This window comes from Marinococcus sp. PL1-022 (assembly GCF_033845285.1).
Classification (GTDB): domain Bacteria; phylum Bacillota; class Bacilli; order Bacillales; family Marinococcaceae; genus Marinococcus.
The window spans coordinates 1,873,408-1,889,069 of the sequence record NZ_JAWXCX010000001.1 but is presented as its reverse complement, the minus strand read 5'-3'; the positions used below and the strand labels follow the sequence as shown (position 1 = coordinate 1,889,069).

Annotated in this window: 17 protein-coding genes and 1 tRNA gene; 16 read left to right on the top strand and 2 right to left on the bottom strand. The window is 48.5% G+C overall.

Going from position 1 to position 15,662, the window contains the following annotated elements; genetic code table 11:
* Positions 1–3 precede the first annotated feature (3 nt).
* From recN to SIC45_RS09625, 9 genes are all read left to right on the top strand, one after another.
* Positions 4–1,728, top strand: a complete 1,725-nt coding sequence (recN, locus tag SIC45_RS09665; RefSeq protein ID WP_319632015.1) for a DNA repair protein RecN — start codon at positions 4–6, stop codon at positions 1,726–1,728.
* A 133-nt stretch (positions 1,729–1,861) separates the two neighbouring features.
* Complete coding sequence (gene spo0A / locus SIC45_RS09660) at positions 1,862–2,638, top strand: sporulation transcription factor Spo0A (RefSeq protein ID WP_319632014.1); 777 nt, start codon at positions 1,862–1,864, stop codon at positions 2,636–2,638.
* A 24-nt stretch (positions 2,639–2,662) separates the two neighbouring features.
* Positions 2,663–3,763 (top strand): Glu/Leu/Phe/Val dehydrogenase, encoded by a 1,101-nt coding sequence (locus tag SIC45_RS09655; RefSeq protein WP_319632013.1) that lies wholly within the window; start codon positions 2,663–2,665, stop codon positions 3,761–3,763.
* Between the two features lie 205 nt (positions 3,764–3,968).
* Positions 3,969–5,384 carry a dihydrolipoyl dehydrogenase gene (lpdA, locus tag SIC45_RS09650; protein ID WP_319632012.1) on the top strand — a complete coding sequence of 472 codons (1,416 nt, stop codon included), beginning with the start codon at positions 3,969–3,971 and terminating at the stop codon, positions 5,382–5,384.
* 20 nt (positions 5,385–5,404) lie between these two features.
* On the top strand, positions 5,405–6,412 hold the full coding sequence (locus SIC45_RS09645) for a thiamine pyrophosphate-dependent dehydrogenase E1 component subunit alpha (protein WP_298787774.1): 1,008 nt from the start codon (positions 5,405–5,407) through the stop codon (positions 6,410–6,412).
* A gap of 1 nt (position 6,413) precedes the next feature.
* Positions 6,414–7,397: an alpha-ketoacid dehydrogenase subunit beta gene (locus SIC45_RS09640; protein ID WP_319632011.1), complete on the top strand. Its 984-nt coding sequence runs from the start codon at positions 6,414–6,416 to the stop codon at positions 7,395–7,397.
* A gap of 13 nt (positions 7,398–7,410) precedes the next feature.
* Positions 7,411–8,658, top strand: a complete 1,248-nt coding sequence (locus SIC45_RS09635) for a dihydrolipoamide acetyltransferase family protein (protein WP_319632010.1) — start codon at positions 7,411–7,413, stop codon at positions 8,656–8,658.
* A 128-nt stretch (positions 8,659–8,786) separates the two neighbouring features.
* Complete coding sequence (locus tag SIC45_RS09630; RefSeq protein ID WP_319632009.1) at positions 8,787–9,812, top strand: metal ABC transporter solute-binding protein, Zn/Mn family; 1,026 nt, start codon at positions 8,787–8,789, stop codon at positions 9,810–9,812.
* Between the two features lie 80 nt (positions 9,813–9,892).
* Positions 9,893–10,321 (top strand): BrxA/BrxB family bacilliredoxin, encoded by a 429-nt coding sequence (locus tag SIC45_RS09625; protein ID WP_298787765.1) that lies wholly within the window; start codon positions 9,893–9,895, stop codon positions 10,319–10,321.
* A gap of 67 nt (positions 10,322–10,388) precedes the next feature.
* Here SIC45_RS09625 and SIC45_RS09620 read toward each other — a convergent pair whose 3' ends face one another.
* Positions 10,389–10,625 carry a hypothetical protein gene (locus SIC45_RS09620; protein WP_022793565.1) on the bottom strand — a complete coding sequence of 79 codons (237 nt, stop codon included), beginning with the start codon at positions 10,623–10,625 and terminating at the stop codon, positions 10,389–10,391.
* A 169-nt stretch (positions 10,626–10,794) separates the two neighbouring features.
* On the opposite strand from SIC45_RS09620, the gene SIC45_RS09615 reads away from it, so the two are divergent.
* The 3 genes from SIC45_RS09615 (at position 10,795) to SIC45_RS09605 (ending at position 12,491) form a co-directional block, all read left to right on the top strand.
* Entirely contained in the window at positions 10,795–11,157 is a 363-nt protein-coding gene (locus SIC45_RS09615; RefSeq protein ID WP_319632008.1) for a hypothetical protein, read from the top strand.
* A gap of 73 nt (positions 11,158–11,230) precedes the next feature.
* Positions 11,231–11,305: transfer RNA gene (locus SIC45_RS09610), tRNA-Arg, on the top strand.
* A 169-nt stretch (positions 11,306–11,474) separates the two neighbouring features.
* A complete protein-coding gene (locus SIC45_RS09605; protein ID WP_298787760.1) occupies positions 11,475–12,491 on the top strand; it encodes an aromatic acid exporter family protein in 1,017 nt (338 codons plus the stop codon).
* Positions 12,492–12,562: 71 nt separating this feature from the next.
* Here SIC45_RS09605 and prli42 read toward each other — a convergent pair whose 3' ends face one another.
* Positions 12,563–12,643, bottom strand: a complete 81-nt coding sequence (gene prli42, locus SIC45_RS09600; protein ID WP_156847924.1) for a stressosome-associated protein Prli42 — start codon at positions 12,641–12,643, stop codon at positions 12,563–12,565.
* Positions 12,644–12,744: 101 nt separating this feature from the next.
* Between prli42 and SIC45_RS09595 the strand changes: the two genes are divergently transcribed.
* The 4 genes from SIC45_RS09595 to SIC45_RS09580 are packed head-to-tail and all read left to right on the top strand — an operon-like array spanning position 12,745 to position 15,658.
* On the top strand, positions 12,745–13,869 hold the full coding sequence (locus SIC45_RS09595; RefSeq protein ID WP_319632007.1) for a M20/M25/M40 family metallo-hydrolase: 1,125 nt from the start codon (positions 12,745–12,747) through the stop codon (positions 13,867–13,869).
* A gap of 17 nt (positions 13,870–13,886) precedes the next feature.
* Positions 13,887–14,324: a YaaR family protein gene (locus SIC45_RS09590; protein ID WP_319632006.1), complete on the top strand. Its 438-nt coding sequence runs from the start codon at positions 13,887–13,889 to the stop codon at positions 14,322–14,324.
* Positions 14,325–14,336: 12 nt separating this feature from the next.
* Positions 14,337–14,804: a low molecular weight protein-tyrosine-phosphatase gene (locus SIC45_RS09585; protein ID WP_298787754.1), complete on the top strand. Its 468-nt coding sequence runs from the start codon at positions 14,337–14,339 to the stop codon at positions 14,802–14,804.
* Positions 14,804–15,658 carry a fructosamine kinase family protein gene (locus SIC45_RS09580; protein ID WP_319632005.1) on the top strand — a complete coding sequence of 285 codons (855 nt, stop codon included), beginning with the start codon at positions 14,804–14,806 and terminating at the stop codon, positions 15,656–15,658. The genes SIC45_RS09585 and SIC45_RS09580 overlap by 1 nt, the downstream gene beginning before the upstream one ends.
* Positions 15,659–15,662 lie beyond the last annotated feature (4 nt).

Below are 15,662 nucleotides of genomic sequence, written 5' to 3'. Positions count from 1 at the left end.
GAAATGCTTGAAGAAATTTCCATCAAGAATTTTGCCATTATCGAGGAGTTAACCGTTTCATTTGAAAATGGCTTAACAGTATTAAGCGGTGAAACGGGCGCCGGGAAATCCATCATCATTGATGCGATCGGCCTGCTTATCGGTGGAAGGGGATCGGCTGAATATGTGCGCCACGGAGAAAAACGGGCGGAAATGGAAGGGCTGTTCCGCCTGGAGGATAACCACCCCGCAGTTGAGAAATTAGAGGCCGCAGGCATTGATATTGAAGATGACATGGTCGTTCTGCGCCGGGACATCACGCATCAGGGTAAAAGCATCTGCCGGATCAACGGCAAATTAGTAACGCTTGCTGTATTGAGAGAAACCGGCCACAGCCTCGTAGATATCCACGGTCAGCACGAGCACCAGGACCTGATGCATGCTGAGCGTCACCAGCAGATGCTCGACCGGTTCGGAAAAACAGAGCTTGAAGAAGCACTCGAAGATTATCAAAAGCGCTACCACCGTTTTGGACAGCTGCAGTCAAAATTAAAGCAGCTGAAGGAAAGTGATCAGGAAACAGCAAACCGGCTGGATTTTATTCAATACCAGCTTCAGGAAATTGAAGCCGCCGGCCTGCAGCCGGGAGAGGACGAAGACCTGGAAAAGGAACGTCATATTCTGGCTAACAGTGAAAAACTGTTCGAGGCAATCCGGGGGGCCTATGACCACCTGTACGGCGAAGGGAAGGCGCTTGACTGGGCAGGTATGGCAGTATCAAGCGTAGAAGAAGCCGCAGAAATCGATACAGATCTCGGAGAGCTTTCCGAGTCAATCAGCTCAGCTTATTACATGATGGAGGAGGCAACGTTTATACTCCGGGATAAAGCTGATTCCATGGCGTTTGATCCTGAAAGATTAAACGAAGTGGAGAACCGGCTCGATGAACTGAATAAGCTGAAGAGAAAATACGGAGATTCCGTCGAAGAAATCTTAGTTTATGCATCCAAAATCGAAGAGGAAATTGATTCACTCGCCAATAAAGAAGAGCGAATCGCCGAATATGAACAGGCGCTCTCCCAGGCAGCGGAAGAGCTGATTGCTGAGGCTAAAACATTAACTGATTTGCGCCGGCAGGCCGGCCACTCGCTTGCCGGGAGTGTTCAGCAGGAGCTTCAGGCGCTGTACATGGAAAAGGCTACGATGGAAGTGCAGATCTCACCTCTTAACCGGGGGAAAACCTATCAGACACCTGATGGGGAGACGTGGGTATTTAATGATAAGGGAGCGGACAAGATCGAGTTCCTTATTTCAGCCAATGCCGGTGAGCCTTTAAAGCCGCTCGCAAAAGTAGCTTCCGGCGGGGAAATTTCCAGAATCATGTTGGCATTGAAAACGATTCTTTCCGGCTTCCAGCACGTTACCTCCCTGATTTTTGACGAGGTTGATACAGGTGTAAGCGGCCGTGTCGCCCAGGCGATTGCGGAAAAAATCCATCTGGTGTCCAGAGGCTCCCAGGTGCTTTGCATCACCCACCTGCCGCAGGTTGCTGCGATGGCAGACAGTCATTTGTATATTCAAAAAGAAGAAAAAGAAGAAAGAGTACAGACGATTGTCACTCCGTTAACGTCAGATTATAAGATTGATGAAATCGCCCGGATGATTTCCGGAGTTGAAGTGACGGCACTAACGAGAGAAAATGCGACCGAGCTGTTAGAAATGGCTGAGAAAGCTAAAAGCAATGTGTAGTCCCAATAGAATGTGTCCACCTGAAAAAGACAACTGTTGAAGTTGTCTTTTTCTATGCGACACGCTATGGTAAAATAATGTTGAGAGAGAAAAGGAGTGCAGCAAAAGCCTGCGGCAAAAGGAGTGGGAAGACATGATACGGGTCATGGTGGCCGACGATAACAAGGAACTCGTCGAAGTATTAATCGAACATATAGAAGAACAGGAGGACATGGAAATAGCAGGCACAGCCCAAAACGGGGAAGAAGCACTTGAGGTGGTGGAGCAGGAGCAGCCCGAGGTCTTACTCCTTGATATAATTATGCCGCACCGGGACGGGCTTTCTGTATTAACGGCACTGAAAAATAAACATACTGTTAACACGAAAGTTATTATGTTAACTGCATTCGGCCAGGAGGATGTAACGAAAAAAGCAGTGGAGCTTGGGGCTGCTTATTACGTTTTAAAGCCATTTGACATGGAGGCGCTGATGGCAAATATTCGGGATGTACACAGAGAAAGCCTAAATTCCCAGGTGCTGACGGAAGAGGCTCCGAAAAAACCTGCCAGCCGCCAGTCAATGGAAGAGCGTATCAAAGACATTATCCAATATGTTGGCATTCCTTCCCATATTAAAGGCTATGTATATATGCAGGAAGCAGTGAAGCTCGTAATGGAGGATATGCAGATGATAAATGCAGTCACCAAGCAGCTGTACCCTGAGATTGCAAGAAAGTTTCAGACGACGCCAAGCCGGGTCGAACGGGCGCTCAGGCATGCCATCGTTGTTGCATGGGACCGCGGACATACGCAGGCGATTTCCGATCTGTTCGGCTGGAGTCAGGACGGGGCTCTGCCCTATAAGCCTTCAAACAGTGAATTTGTCGCGGTAGTAGCTGACCGGCTGCGTACAGAGCAGATAGAAATATGAATTTATACAAAAGGAGAACGAAAAATGGAATTGTTTGAGCGTATGGAGCTGCACGATTATGAACAGGTAGTGGTCTGCCAGGACCGGAACTCAGGGTTAAAAGCAATTATTGCCATACATGATACGACACTCGGCCCGGCTTTGGGGGGCACAAGAATGTGGACGTATGAGAACGAAGAAGCAGCATTTGAAGATGTGCTGCGCCTTGCCAAAGGAATGACCTATAAGAATGCAGCAGCCGGCCTGAACCTCGGAGGGGGCAAAGCTGTGATTATAGGAGATGCGCGCACAGATAAAAATGAAGAAATGTTTCGTGCATTCGGGCGTTACATTGAGGGCCTTGCCGGGCGCTATATTACGGCAGAGGATGTCGGTACCACAGAGCATGATATGGATATTATCCACGAAGAAACGAATTTTGTGACTGGTATTTCACTGTCGACTGCTTCCGGATCGAGTGGAAATCCTTCTCCGGTCACGGCCCGGGGCGTGTATCAGGGCATGAAGGCAGCGGCAAAGGAGGCCTTCGGTACCGATGATCTTGCCGGCAGAACGATTGCAGTTCAGGGTGTGGGGCACGTATCGTTTGAAATGTGCAGATTTCTTCATGAAGAAGGAGCATCATTAATTGTGACCGATATCCGGGAGGCTTCGGTGGAGCGTGCCGTTCATGCCTATGGGGCAAAAGCAGTGGCACCGGAAGAAATTTACGATGTTCCGTGCGACATATTCAGTCCCTGTGCACTGGGGGGCGGTTTGAACGAACATACCATTTTGCGTCTTCAGGCAAAGGTAGTGGCGGGAGCAGCCAATAATCAGCTGCAGACAGAAGAGGACGGCATCCGTTTAGAGGAGCGGGGCATCGTTTACGCCCCAGATTACATTATTAATGCAGGCGGCGTCATTAACATCGCCGACGAGCTCTATGGTTACGATCGTGAGCGGGCCCTGAAGAAAGTCGACGGTATTTACGATAATATTGTCCGTGTATTTGAAATCGCTAGACGCGACGGTATTCCATCGTTCCAGGCCGCAAACCGGCTGGCCGAAGAGCGCATTGAATCCATCAAACGTTCAAGAAAACAGTTTCTGCCCCACTCGCGGCATATTTTAACGAATCGGTAAAGCAGCCTGAGCGCTGCTTTTTTTTATTTTAGCACCGGCGTCTGTTTTCCGGCATATCGAAAGGATGTGCTATAATAATCTCCAAGTGTCAAAACTTCTCTTTACCAGATCTATTTTCGTGCTATGATGAAACGGAAAAATCCATTAAAATAAAGTAGAGATAAACGAATAAAATCCTGGGTGAAAGCCCGCAGGAGGAATTTTTATGGCTAAAGAATATGACCTGGTCATATTAGGAGCTGGTACTGGCGGATATGTGGCCGCTGTGCATGCAGCAAAAAGAGGATTATCGACGGCGGTGGTAGAAGCGCGTGATATCGGCGGCACCTGCCTGCACCGTGGATGTATCCCAAGCAAATCGTATTTAAAAAGCGCAGAGGTATACAAAATGGTGCAGGAAAGTCTGAGCTACGGCGTCGAAGCAGACAATGTGAGCCTGCAATTCGGAAAGGTACGCGAAAAAAAGAATCAGACGGTGCAACAATTACATAAAGGGGTTCAGCAGCTGCTGTCCAAGCACCAGGTGGATGTATATTACGGTCACGGGCGCATCCTCGGAGCTTCCATCTTTTCTCCAACAGCAAGCACTATCTCAGTGGAAACAGAAACTGAAGGGGAAAATATTATGCTGCAGCCCAAGCAGATTATGCTCGCCACCGGTTCACGTCCGGCTACTGTCCCGGGGCTCGAAATTGATGGTGAATACATTTTATCCTCCGAAGAACTGCTCGAGGCAGAAAAGCTCCCTTCATCGATGGTTATTGTCGGGGGAGGAGTTATCGGCGTGGAATGGGCTTCAATGCTTCAGGATTTCGGCGTGGAGGTACAGTTGGTGGAGCTCGGAGACCGTCTGCTTCCGATGATGGACCACGCTGTGTCGAAAGAGGCGGAAAAACGCCTGAAACGAAAAGGCGTCCGTATTTTTACAAATACAGAGCTCGATCCTTCTTCACTCACGAAAAATGGAGAAATAACGGTCCATACAACGTCCAAAGAGGTACTGACGGCCGGGAAAATGCTCGTCGCTGTAGGAAGGACCGGCAATACGGGGGATCTGGGACTCCACAACACGGAAGTCGAAGTACAGAACAGCTTCATCCAGACGTCGGGCATGTACCAGACGAAGGAATCACATATGTATGCTATCGGCGACGTCATCGGCGGCATGCAGCTGGCCCACGTGGCTTCGCGTGAAGGCATCATCGCTGTAGAGCATATGCTTGGAAATCACCCGGAGCCTCTTGACTATAAAAACGTTCCTTCCTGCGTCTACTCGGATCCGGAAATGGCTTCGGTAGGCTGGACAGAGCATGAGGCCACTGACGCCGGCCTGAATATCAAAACAAGCAATGTTCCTTTTCAGGCAATAGGCAAGGCCCTGGTGGAAAATGATCCGGAAGGATTTATGAAAATGATTGTGGATAAAGAAACAGAAGATGTGCTTGGCGTTCATATTGTGGGGAAAAAAGCGACCGAATTGATTAACGAGGGAGCACTTGCTGTCTATATGAATGCCTCTCATCTTGAAATACAGGGAGCGGTGCACGCGCATCCGACACTGGCGGAAATTTATGCTGAAGGTGCCCTGGCGGTAGACGGAAAAGCTATTCACCACGGGTGAAATAACAAGGAGGAACGAATATGATTCAGGAATACAGTACCCACCGGGAAGTAGGCTTAAGCGACGAAGAAGCGCTCACAATGTATGAAATCATGCTGCAGGCAAGACGTCTTGATGAACGGATGTGGCTGCTGAACCGTGCCGGTAAAATTTCATTTGTTGTCTCCTGCCAGGGCCAGGAAGCGGCACAGGCAGCTGCAGCTATGGCACTTGACCGTGACAAGGACTACCTGCTTCCGTATTACCGGGATTTTGGTCTCGTAATGGCATTTGGGATGACAGCGAAGGATTTAATGTTGGCGGCTTTTGCCAAGCAGGGGGACCCCAACTCTGAATCCAGACAGATGCCGGGCCATTTCGGCCAGCGAAAAAACCGTATCGTGACCCAGTCCTCTCCGGTAACTACACAGATTCCCCATGCTGCCGGTTTCGGACTGGCAGCTAAAATGAAAAATAAGGATTTTGTTACGATGGTTACGTTTGGTGAGGGGTCCTCCAACCAGGGAGACTTTCATGAAGGCATGAACTTTGCCGGCGTCCACGATCTACCGGTTGTATTTTTCTGTGAGAACAACAAATATGCCATCAGCGTGCCTCTCAGTAAACAGCTCGCCTGCGAACATGTTGCGGACCGCGCAAAGGGATATGGTATGCCGGGGGTCACTGTGGAAGGCACACGGCCGTTTGAGGTGTATAAAGCTATGAAAGAAGCAGTGGACCGGGCGCGGGACGGTAAAGGCCCGAGCCTCGTTGAAGCGCTCGTAGCAAGACTGACGCCTCATTCAAGTGATGATAACGATAAACTGTACCGAAGCGTCGAAGAAATGGATGAAGAAAAGCAGACCGACGCTGTCGTGGCTTTTGCGGATTACCTGCGGAATGAGGGGATCCTTACCGAAGAAAAAGAACAGACGATGGAGCAGCGGATCCGCGAGGAAGTGGATGCCGCAACGGATGCCGCTGAAGCAGCAGAATATCCGGCTGTGGAAACGCTTGGGCAGTATGTTTACGAGGAAGAAGGGAACTAATATGGCAGTCATGTCTTATATTCAGGCAATCAATACAGCGATGAAGGAAGAAATGGCACGTGATGAGAACGTGTTCGTTCTGGGTGAGGATGTCGGTCTGAAGGGCGGGGTGTTCCGTGCGACCGAAGAGCTGCACAGCACGTACGGCGACGAGCGTGTCATCGACACTCCGCTCTCCGAATCAGCAATTGCCGGAGTGGGTATTGGGGCTGCGATGTACGGCCTCCGCCCGGTAGCGGAAATGCAGTTTGCGGACTTTATTATGCCGGCAGTCAACCAGATTGTCTCTGAAGCAGCAAAAATCCGGTACCGCTCCAACAATGACTGGTACTGTCCAATTACGATCCGGGCGCCGTTTGGCGGCGGAGTGCACGGTGCTCTGTATCATTCACAGTCAGTGGAGGCGCTGTTTGCGAATACGCCGGGGCTGAAAGTGGTCATTCCGTCCACCCCCTACGACGCGAAAGGACTGCTGAAGGCTTCGATACGGGATAACGACCCGGTGTTATTTTTTGAGCATAAGCGCGCGTACCGGATGCTTAAAGACGAAGTGCCGGAAGAGGACTACACTGTGCCAATCGGAAAGGCGGCAGTCAAACGGGAAGGCACGGATGTTACCGTGATTACATACGGATTGTGTGTACATCTGGCCAACCAGGCCGCTGATACACTTGCCGCAGAAGGCATCGATGTGCATCTGGTGGATCTGAGAACCGTCTATCCAGTCGACCAGGAAGCAGTCAAAGAAGCCGCGGCGAAAACCGGAAAGGTGCTCCTTGTCACTGAAGATAACCTCGAAGGAAGTATCATGAGCGAAGTGTCGGCCATCATTTCCGAACACAATTTGTTTGACCTTGATGCGCCGGTCCGGAGACTTGCAGCTCCCGATGTGCCGGCCATGCCTTACGCTCCAACACTGGAAAAAGAATTTTTAATGAATACGGATAAAATCACGAAAGCGATCCGGGAATTGGCGGAATTTTAGGAGGGTATCAAGGATGCGCAAAGAAGTAACAATGCCCCAGCTCGGGGAGAGTGTCACTGAAGGCACGCTATCCCAGTGGCTTGTAAAGCCGGGCGATAAAGTAAAAAAATATGATCCCATCGCAGAAGTGCTGTCAGATAAAGTGAGTGCAGAAATTCCCAGCTCGTATACAGGCGAAATCAGCGAGCTCGTTGCTGAAGAAAACGAAACAGTGGCTGTAGGCACGCTCATCTGCTATATGGAAACAGAAGATGAGGAGCCGGCCGAGGCAAAAAAAACTGAAAAGCCTTCTGCAGAAACGATACAACCGGGCGCAGCACAAACAAATGGAGAAGAAGAGAAGTCGATGAAAAAAAGGTATTCGCCGGTTGTATGGCGACTCGCCCAGGAAAACGGGCTGAATCTTGACGATATCGAAGGATCCGGCAGACAGGGGCGCATTACAAAAAAGGATGTTGAAAAAGCGATCCGGGAAGGCGCAGAAAAAACCAAACAGGAGGAAGCTGCACCTTCGCCATTTCCAATCTATTCAACAAAGCCTTCTGAAAATCAGGAGGAGCGTGAAGGCGACACGATCATTCCGGTAACCGGAGCAAGAAAAGCAATTGCAGACAACATGGTGAAAAGTAAGCAGGAAATTCCCCACGCCTGGACGATGATAGAGGTGGACGTGACGGATCTGGTGGCGTACCGGAACAGCGTGAAGGATGAGTTTAAACAAAAAGAAGGCTTTTCGCTTACGTATCTGCCATTTTTCATGAAAGCTGTTTCTGAATCTCTGCAGCTGTTTCCAAGCCTTAATTCCACCTGGGACGGCGACCGGATCATTCAGCGCAAGGAAGTGAACCTGTCGATGGCTGTAGCCAGCGAAGAAGCTCTGTATGTTCCAGTCATTAAGCGGGCAGACGAAAAAAACATCCGCGGTCTCGCCCGGGATATGCAGTCTCTTGCCACTAAAGTACGCCAGGGCACCATTAAGGCTGAAGAAATGAGAAGCGGGACGTTCACGGTGAATAACACCGGGTCTTTCGGTTCTGTACAGTCCATGCCGATTATTAATCACCCGCAGGCGGCCATTCTTTCTGTGGAATCGATCGTGAAACGACCGGTAGTCATGCAGGGGGATATGATAGCAATACGCTATATGGTTAACCTGTGTCTCTCCCTGGATCACCGGATTTTAGACGGCCTGCTGTGCGGACGGTTTCTAGCTGATTTAAAGCAGCGGCTTGAAAATTATAAAGGCACGGAAAACATTTAAGAGAGTCTTCCTAGGGAAGCTCTCTTTTTTAAATATAAAAAAGAATCATTCTTATTTACAAATGAATTCCCGTGCGCTAAAATCAATGTACATACAAAACGTAATCATTACGATAAAGAGGTGCCATGATGAAAAAACCATTTATTTTAGGGGCAGCCGGGGCAGCATTCGTTTCTTTAAGCGCCTGCGGTTCGGAGGATACTCAGGAAGAACAGGGAGCAGAAAATGAGGAAAAGCTCGAAGTATATACTACACTTTTTGCCTGGGAAGACTTCACAAAACAGATCGGCGGCGATCATGTAAATGTAGAAAACGTCGTTCCGGCAGGGTCAGATGCGCATACATATGACCCAACGCCGCAGACACTAACAAACATTGCGGAGGGCGATATGTTTGTGATGACCGGAAACGGAATGGAAGGGTTTGCCGACGAAGTGGAGAGCACGATTGGCAACCAGGATGTGCAGATAGCCAGGGTGGCAGAAGCAGTCGGGGACGACGGAGAAGGCCATGATCATGAAGAAGGCCATGACCATGAAGAAGGCCATGACCATGAAGAAGGAGAGTCTGAAGAAGAACACGCGGAGCATGCTGAAGAAGGCCACAGCGGGGAAGAGCACGACCACGGCGGCACAGACCCCCATATTTGGATTGATCCGGTTCAGGCGAAAGAAGCAGCCGGAGTGATTAGAGACGAGCTGATTGAGGCAGACCCAGATAACGAGAACGCCTACGAAAATAATTATGAAGAACTGGCGGCGGAGCTCGATGAACTGGATGAGCGTTTTGAGACCCTTGTGGATGAAAGCAGTAAAAATCAATTTATTGTTTCCCATGCAGCATACGGATACTGGGAAGAACGATACGGCCTGGAGGAAATCGCTGTTAACGGCGTGAACGCCCAGAATGAGCCTTCCACGCAGGAAATCAATGAAATTATCGATACAGCAGAAAAAAACGATCTGAATGCCATTATGGTGGAGGAAAATATTCCGTCTGACACCACAGACGTTCTTCAGGAAGAAATCGGGGCGGAGGTTTATACGCTAAATAACCTCGAATCAGCCAGCGAAGAAGAGATTGCTGATGGCGCGGGCTACATCTCATTGATGAATCAGAATATCGATAACCTTGAAAAAGCATTGAACGAATAACTTTTCAAGCTTCTCACTTGTGATTCCCTGTTCTTATCCGCTACAATATAGGTATCCGATGAAGGAAAGGAAGGATTTTAATGAATTTTGATTTTTACGTTAATGATATAGTACAAGCTTCCCGGGATGAAATCGAAGAAGCGGGCTACCAGTCTCTTCGTACTCCGGAAGAAGTCGATGAAGTATTGAACAAGGAAGGCACAACACTCGTTATGGTAAACTCTGTATGCGGCTGTGCCGGAGGCATTGCCCGTCCGGCGGCAGCGTACATGACGAATTATGATACGAAGCCGGACCGTCTTGTGACCGTATTTGCAGGTCAGGATAAAGAAGCGACCGAGCAGGCCCGTTCTTATTTCACAGGATTTCCGCCATCGTCTCCATCATTTGGTCTCCTAAAAGACGGAGAGCTGGTACGCATGGTTGAACGTCATGAAATTGAAGGCCATGAGCCGATTCAGGTTGTTCAACAACTTGAGGAAGCGTTCGATCAGTACTGCACAAAATAAAAGGTGCCCTCCGGGGCGCTTTTTTTTGTAAAAAAGAGCTCCTCCCTAAAGGAGGAACCCATTGGATTTATTTTTCCAAATGATAAATGTTGCCGTCCTGCTCTACAGTAGTATCAACATCCGGAAATACAATTTCGCTCGTTTTCGGCTCAAATTCCTGGGAAGTTTCAAACCCGACCCGGAAGTCATTACTTTTTGTTGAAGGGCCTTCTTCCTTTGTCACACTGTACCAGAGTGTTTTGCCGTTGGAAGCGATCGTTGTCTGTGGTTCTCCTACATTAGCTTTAAAAGTTACTTCTGCCATATGCTATCCCTCTTTCTTCGTGTATGATCTATTAAGGTTTGTTCCCCCCACCGCTTTTGATTTAAACGTCAATTGCAAAAATAAGAAAAGACAGGGAAGTACCTTGACGCTCCGCTTTATATTCATGGTATACTGTTTCGGAATACATAAATGAAAAGGGCGGAGACAAATGATTCAGACGTACTATGAAAAAATACAGGAATACTTAAACATGGACGAAGAAATTTCGTACGACGAGTTCCGCAATTACTACCAAAACGTCATCGATGAACTTGACGCAAACGCCTCCGGCTACGGAGAAGAGCAGGTGTGGAAAGCCTTGTTTATTACCGAAAGCATCATGTCCAACGCGGAGGACCGGGAGAAGCGGACGAAAAAAAAGCAGGAGTCAAAGAAATTCGGCAAAATGCAGGAACGCTCCAAAGTGTATTCCCAGCATTTCACCAAACGCCTGAAGGAAGCAGGATACAGTGAAGAGGATATCAACGAACAGTTTGAAAAAATGCTCGAAGGGTCTTCCGGGGAAGCGTAATTAAAAAATGGGTTGACTTTCATATTCGTTCATTGGTATAGTATTCATTGTCTTGTTAAAACATATGACAAAAGCGCCTATGGTGAAAGGGATATCACTCGAGATTCCGGTTCTCGCATTCCAGGTTCGAGTCCTGGTAGGCGCACCAATGAATAAATGTGTAAGCAAAGGAGCTGTCTCCTTTGCTTTTTTATTTGGTTTTTGGGCTAGAATCAGCACAGAAGAGGGGCCAGGGCCGAAAAGCGCCAGTCAGTTTCCCTCTGCCGGTGTTTACGATATAATATAAGTACGAATGAACAAACAGAGAGGTTTTTTAGATGGGGAGATTCCGAATTGGATATCGGACGCTGAAAACAGCAGTAGGCACAGCTATATCCGTATACATTGCTCAGCTGCTGCAGCTGGATTACTATATATCAGCAGGCGTCATTACCATTCTTTGTATTACAACGACTAAGAGGGGCTCCCTGACTGTCAGCATCGAACGACTCGTTTCCTGCGTGATTGGGCTCGGGGTCGCGAGTGTATTCTTTGAACTGATAGGATATAATCCAGTGGCCATAGCTGCACTCTTTCTGATCAGCATTCCACTCAGCGTAGCAGCAAATGCTGCCCGTGGTATCGTCACAAGCAGCGTTATCGTGCTGCACCTCTACACAGAAGAACAGGTAAGTGCAGGCATCTGGATGAACGAGCTCGCTATTATTTTCGTCGGTATTGGGGTAGCATTAATTATGAATCTTTATATGCCGAGCAGTGAAAAAAGCCTGGCCCAGGACCAGTTAAGCCTCGAAGACGCTTTCCGTAAAATATGGGAGGAGTACGCAAACTACCTTCGTTTTGGCGATAACATCTGGGACGGGGCAGAATTTTCGGATGCAGCGAAGATCATTGATGAAGCTAAAGGGAAGGCCCTAAGGGATATAGACAACCATTTTCTGCGGGATGATGACTACTTTTACCACTATTTTCGTATGAGAGAAAAGCAGTTTTCGGTACTCGAAAGTATTCTGCCGTTTATTTCTTCGATTGACCAGTCCGTGCCCCAGGGCCATAAAATGGCTGATTATATGGATGAACTAAGCGACGCCGTCTCCCCGGGCAATACTGCCGGCTATTTTTTATACCGTCTTGACGAAATGAAGTATGAAATTCAGCAGATGGAGCTGCCAAAAACAAGACATGAATTCGAAATACGCTCATCCCTCTTTTATATTTTGTATGAAATTGAAGAATACCTGCTCATTAAAAAAATGTTTAAGCCCGATCCGAAGCGGACTCATACAATATCGGGCAAAAGACTACACAGGCAGATGGCACGCAGAAATAAATAAAAAGCAGAACGAGCGGGCATGTACACCCGTAAGTTCTGCTTTATCAAATACATACAAAAATTGGCGTTCGTTTAAAACATCACCGCTCCGCCCATTAACAGGCTGCTGCCGACAAGCGCAAAGATCATAATGTAAATAATGACTTTCTGCATTTTAACCCCCGCTTTCAATGGAAACTAATGCTCAAATTATAACACAGCAGGCGAAAAATATATAATAAACCTAAGCAATCCATAAAGGAGTTATAATAGTGATGGCAAATCAGGAACGTTTAATACAGGAATTTATCGAACTGGTGAAAATTGACTCGGAAACAAAGCATGAAGCCAAAATTGCAGATGTCATTAAACGGAAATTCCAGGAGCTTGGACTTGAAACAAAAGAAGATAACGCTAAAGCCACCACCGGCCACGGGGCGGGGAATCTGGTCTGTACGCTGAAAGGCACAGACAGCGCAAAGCCGGTGATTTATTTCACCTCCCATATGGATACAGTTGAACCGGGAAAAGGTATTGAACCTGAGGTGCAGGATGAATATATTGTTTCGAAGGGAGAAACAATCCTCGGTGCTGATGACAAAGCGGGAATTGCGTCCATGCTCGAACTGGTAAAAATGCTTCAGGAAGAAGACGAGCCTTACGGAGACATCCAGTTTATCATTACGGTCGGGGAAGAGTCCGGGCTTGTGGGTGCAAAGCATCTGGATACCGGCCTGGTGCATGCCGATATGGGCTATGCGCTTGACAGTGACGGCCCGGTAGGCACTCTCGTCACCTCGGCGCCGTATCAGACAAAAATGCATGCGACTATTTACGGAAAAAAAGCACACGCAGGGGTGGAGCCGGAAAAAGGCATTTCAGCCATCAGCGTGGCTTCTAAAGCCGTAACCAAAATGCCGCTTGGACGAATCGATGAAGAAACAACGGCCAATATTGGAAGCTTTGCCGGGGGCACCCAGACGAATGTCGTGTGTGATGAGGTCGTGATTTCTGCGGAAGCACGCTCCTTTAAACCAGACAAATTGAGCAGACAGGTAGCTGCGATGCGGGAAGCCTTCGAAGAGGCAGCCGGGGAAATGGGGGCCGAGGCTTCTATTGATATACAGCCAATGTATGAAGGTTATGTGCTGGCTGAATCGGATGATGTGGTGCAGCGTGCTGTTCAGGCTGCCCATCGGCTCAATGTGGAGCCGAGAACTGTACAAAGCGGAGGCGGCAGCGATGCAAACGTAATTTCGGGCTACGGCATTCCTACCATCAATCTGGGTGTCGGCTATGAAAACATCCACACTACGGAAGAACGGCTGCTCATTAAAGAATTTGTGAAAGTACCAGCATTTATGGCGGCTATTGTAACCGGGCCGGCAGAAAATGCGTAAAGGAGGAAAATATACGCGTGGATATTCAGCGCCTTCAGGGAAATATTAAATCACCGCTGCCTAACGTAAAGGAGAGAAAAGCCGAAAAAAATCCATTTTCAGAAATGATGCAGACCGAACAGGCCAAAACATTCAACCGTCAGATGGGTATCATGCTTGAACAGCTTGACCAGCAGGGCCGGCGTCTGATGGAGCACCAGACCATTCCTGAATTAAAAGAGTATAAACGCCTTGTAAGGGAAATTATTACAGAGCTGAAAGACCATGGCTTGAATCTGCATGAAGAAAGGTCGTTTGGCAGTGACGGCAGGCTCAAAACCCATCAGCTGATTGAAAAAATTGATAAAAAATTAGTGGAAATGACAGACCAGATGCTGCAGCAGGAACAGGAGCCGCTCTCCCTCCTCGATATGACCGGGGAGATAAAAGGCATGATTATTCATCTCTACGGGTAAAGGAGAGAAGCTATGAGTATAAAGGTGTTATTTATCTGTTTAGGGAACATCTGCCGTTCGCCAATGGCAGAAGCGCTTTTTCAAAAGCATCTGCAGGAAGCGGGAGTGGAAAATAAAATCAGCGTGGACTCGGCCGGACTCGGTGATTGGCATGCAGGCTCTTCTCCGCACGAAGGAACGATCGGTGTACTCGAACAACACGGTGTATCTGCCGGCCCGGGGACAGCCCGGGTAGTGGAGGCCGGAGAAGAAGCCGATTATATTGTGGCTATGGATGATCAGAACCTTGATATGCTTCAGGATTTTCACGTTTCCACTAAAGACGGCAGAGTATGGAAACTGTTGGACTTTCATCCTGAGCGCCGGAGGGAAGACGTGCCTGACCCTTATTTTGATAATAATTTCGGCCATGTGTTTGAACTGATTAATACGAGTACCTTTCATTTACTACAATGGATTAGAGAGCAGGAGAATGTATAATGGAGCATATTCAAAAAGCGATACGGTACGTGGATCCACAGGCAGAAGTGACCAATATAGCAAGCCTCTCCGGAGGAAGCATCAGCTCTGCCTACCGGGTGGATACAAACCGGCGCTCCTATTTTTTGAAATGGCATGAAGAGGCACCGTATGATTTTTTCCGCCAGGAAAAACGCGGACTCGAATTCCTGCGTGAATCGGAAGCGGTGCATGTGCCTGACGTACTGCACTGGTCCAAGAAATTTATTATTATGGACATTATTCAGGGAAGCGGAGACAGTCGCACTGATGAGTGGCTTGGGATCGATCTGGCCAATCTCCACCAGTCTTCAGGGGATTATTTCGGCCTCGAGGAGGATAACTTCATCGGGGAGCTGCCACAGGAAAATTCATGGGAAACGAGCTGGGTGCGTTTTGTGAGGGATCACCGCCTGAGGCCGCAGATGGAAATCGCCAGGTCCCTCGGTAAACTGACTGACGAACGGTCCCGCCGCCTTCGCTACATTCTGGACCACCTCGGAGAGTGGATACCCGATGACCGGCAGCCGGTAAAGCTGCACGGAGACCTTTGGGCCGGCAACTGGCTCACAGGAGAAGAAGGACGTCCGTATTTGATCGATCCTGCTTGCTGGTATGGGGACTACGAATTTGATCTTGCCTTTACCCGTCTGTTTGGAGGCTTTCCGGAACGGACGTATGAGGCTTATGAAACCATTCAGCCGGTGGAAGCTGAATTTGAGGAACGGATGCCTCTCTATCAGCTGTATTATTTGCTTGTTCATTTAAACGTGTTCGGGGAAATGTATGGGGCGCAGGTGGACCGGGTGCTTGCATTATACAGCAGAACCAGCTGAACGG

Coding starts and splice junctions, on each gene's coding strand:
- SIC45_RS09625 (WP_298787765.1), top strand. CDS start 9,893: ATGAATTTTGATTTTTACGTTAATGATATAGTACAAGCTTCCCGGGAT.
- SIC45_RS09615 (WP_319632008.1), top strand. CDS start 10,795: ATGATTCAGACGTACTATGAAAAAATACAGGAATACTTAAACATGGAC.
- lpdA (WP_319632012.1), top strand. CDS start 3,969: ATGGCTAAAGAATATGACCTGGTCATATTAGGAGCTGGTACTGGCGGA.
- SIC45_RS09595 (WP_319632007.1), top strand. CDS start 12,745: ATGGCAAATCAGGAACGTTTAATACAGGAATTTATCGAACTGGTGAAA.
- SIC45_RS09645 (WP_298787774.1), top strand. CDS start 5,405: ATGATTCAGGAATACAGTACCCACCGGGAAGTAGGCTTAAGCGACGAA.
- prli42 (WP_156847924.1), bottom strand. CDS start 12,643: ATGCAGAAAGTCATTATTTACATTATGATCTTTGCGCTTGTCGGCAGC.
- SIC45_RS09580 (WP_319632005.1), top strand. CDS start 14,804: ATGGAGCATATTCAAAAAGCGATACGGTACGTGGATCCACAGGCAGAA.
- SIC45_RS09605 (WP_298787760.1), top strand. CDS start 11,475: ATGGGGAGATTCCGAATTGGATATCGGACGCTGAAAACAGCAGTAGGC.
- SIC45_RS09585 (WP_298787754.1), top strand. CDS start 14,337: ATGAGTATAAAGGTGTTATTTATCTGTTTAGGGAACATCTGCCGTTCG.
- SIC45_RS09640 (WP_319632011.1), top strand. CDS start 6,414: ATGGCAGTCATGTCTTATATTCAGGCAATCAATACAGCGATGAAGGAA.
- spo0A (WP_319632014.1), top strand. CDS start 1,862: ATGATACGGGTCATGGTGGCCGACGATAACAAGGAACTCGTCGAAGTA.
- SIC45_RS09655 (WP_319632013.1), top strand. CDS start 2,663: ATGGAATTGTTTGAGCGTATGGAGCTGCACGATTATGAACAGGTAGTG.
- SIC45_RS09620 (WP_022793565.1), bottom strand. CDS start 10,625: ATGGCAGAAGTAACTTTTAAAGCTAATGTAGGAGAACCACAGACAACG.
- recN (WP_319632015.1), top strand. CDS start 4: ATGCTTGAAGAAATTTCCATCAAGAATTTTGCCATTATCGAGGAGTTA.
- SIC45_RS09635 (WP_319632010.1), top strand. CDS start 7,411: ATGCGCAAAGAAGTAACAATGCCCCAGCTCGGGGAGAGTGTCACTGAA.
- SIC45_RS09630 (WP_319632009.1), top strand. CDS start 8,787: ATGAAAAAACCATTTATTTTAGGGGCAGCCGGGGCAGCATTCGTTTCT.